At 65.6% G+C, this 1,019-nt stretch carries 2 protein-coding genes; one reads left to right on the forward strand and one right to left on the reverse strand.

Translation table 11 applies throughout. The features are described 5' to 3' along the window. The coding region (locus C5F48_RS24095; RefSeq protein WP_219907847.1) for a PDC sensor domain-containing protein at positions 1-307 on the forward strand (307 nt) is incomplete at its 5' end. A 4-nt stretch (positions 308-311) separates the two neighbouring features. Here the strand turns inward: C5F48_RS24095 and C5F48_RS24100 are convergent. Beyond that, positions 312-767, reverse strand: a complete 456-nt coding sequence (locus tag C5F48_RS24100; protein ID WP_107666161.1) for an Lrp/AsnC family transcriptional regulator — start codon at positions 765-767, stop codon at positions 312-314. Positions 768-1,019: the final 252 nt, after the last annotated feature.

Genomic DNA, 1,019 nt, shown 5'->3' on the forward strand with positions numbered 1-1,019 from the left:
GCCGCTGTCGGTCTTCTTGGCGGAGCAGGTCGCGTCCTCCGAAGGACGCTTGGTCGAAGTCTTCGTGATGGATGCCCGCGGGCTGAACGTCGCCGCCAGCGACGTCACCTCGGATTACTGGCAGGGCGATGAGGACAAGTTCCTGCTCACCTACGGGCTGGGAGCCGGCAAGACGCTGGTCAGCCCGCCGGAATACGACGAGTCGACCCATACCCTGGTCGGGCAGGTGTCGCAGACCATCACCGATCCGGATACCGGTCAGCCGATCGGCGCCATCACCCTCGCGCTGAACGCGCTGTTCTTCTGACGGCTCAGGACGGGGTTTCCTTCACGCTCTCCATCGCCACATGGGTCGAAGTGGAGGCGACATGGGGCAGGGCGGAGAGTTTTTCGCCCAGCACCCGGCGGTAGTCCTGGATGTCGGAGGTGCGCACCTTCAGCAAGTAGTCGAAGCGGCTGGCGATCATGTGGCATTGCTCCACTTCGGGGATCGTCTGCACCGCGCGGTTGAAGGCCTGCAGCGCGGCCTCGCGCGTGTCCGACAGCTTCACCTCGACGAAAGCCACATGCGCCTGCCCCATCCGGATCGGGTCGAGCCGCGCGCCATAGCCGGTGATGACCCCGGCCTCCTCCAGCCGTTTCATCCGCGCCTGGGTCGGGGATTTCGACAGACCGATGCGCCGCGCCAGCTCGGTCGCGCTGATCCGGCCTTGGGTTTCCAGCACCCGCAGGATGGCGCGGTCGAACTTGTCGAGATCCTGATCCATATGGCCCGTCAAACCCTCTCTCTTCAGCCGTTCCGCCCGCAGAACCAGCGCAATCGGGACAAACGGCTTTTCGTTCCCCTGTATGATAGACAAAACAGGAGAGTGACACCATGCCCCCCGACAGCCGCGCCGCGTCCTGGTCCATGATCGAAACCGGCAGTCTGACGGAGGAGGCGCAGCTGGTCGCCCGGCTGATCGACGAGGCCGAGCTTGACGCCGAAGCCCGCGCCCGCATCACCGCCGCCGGCGCCG

Source organism: Cereibacter changlensis JA139 (assembly GCF_003034985.1).
GTDB lineage: Bacteria > Pseudomonadota > Alphaproteobacteria > Rhodobacterales > Rhodobacteraceae > Cereibacter > Cereibacter changlensis.

Excerpts from the sequence above, each read along its gene's own strand:
- C5F48_RS24100 (WP_107666161.1), bottom strand. The coding sequence starts at position 767 with ATGGATCAGGATCTCGACAAGTTCGACCGCGCCATCCTGCGGGTGCTG.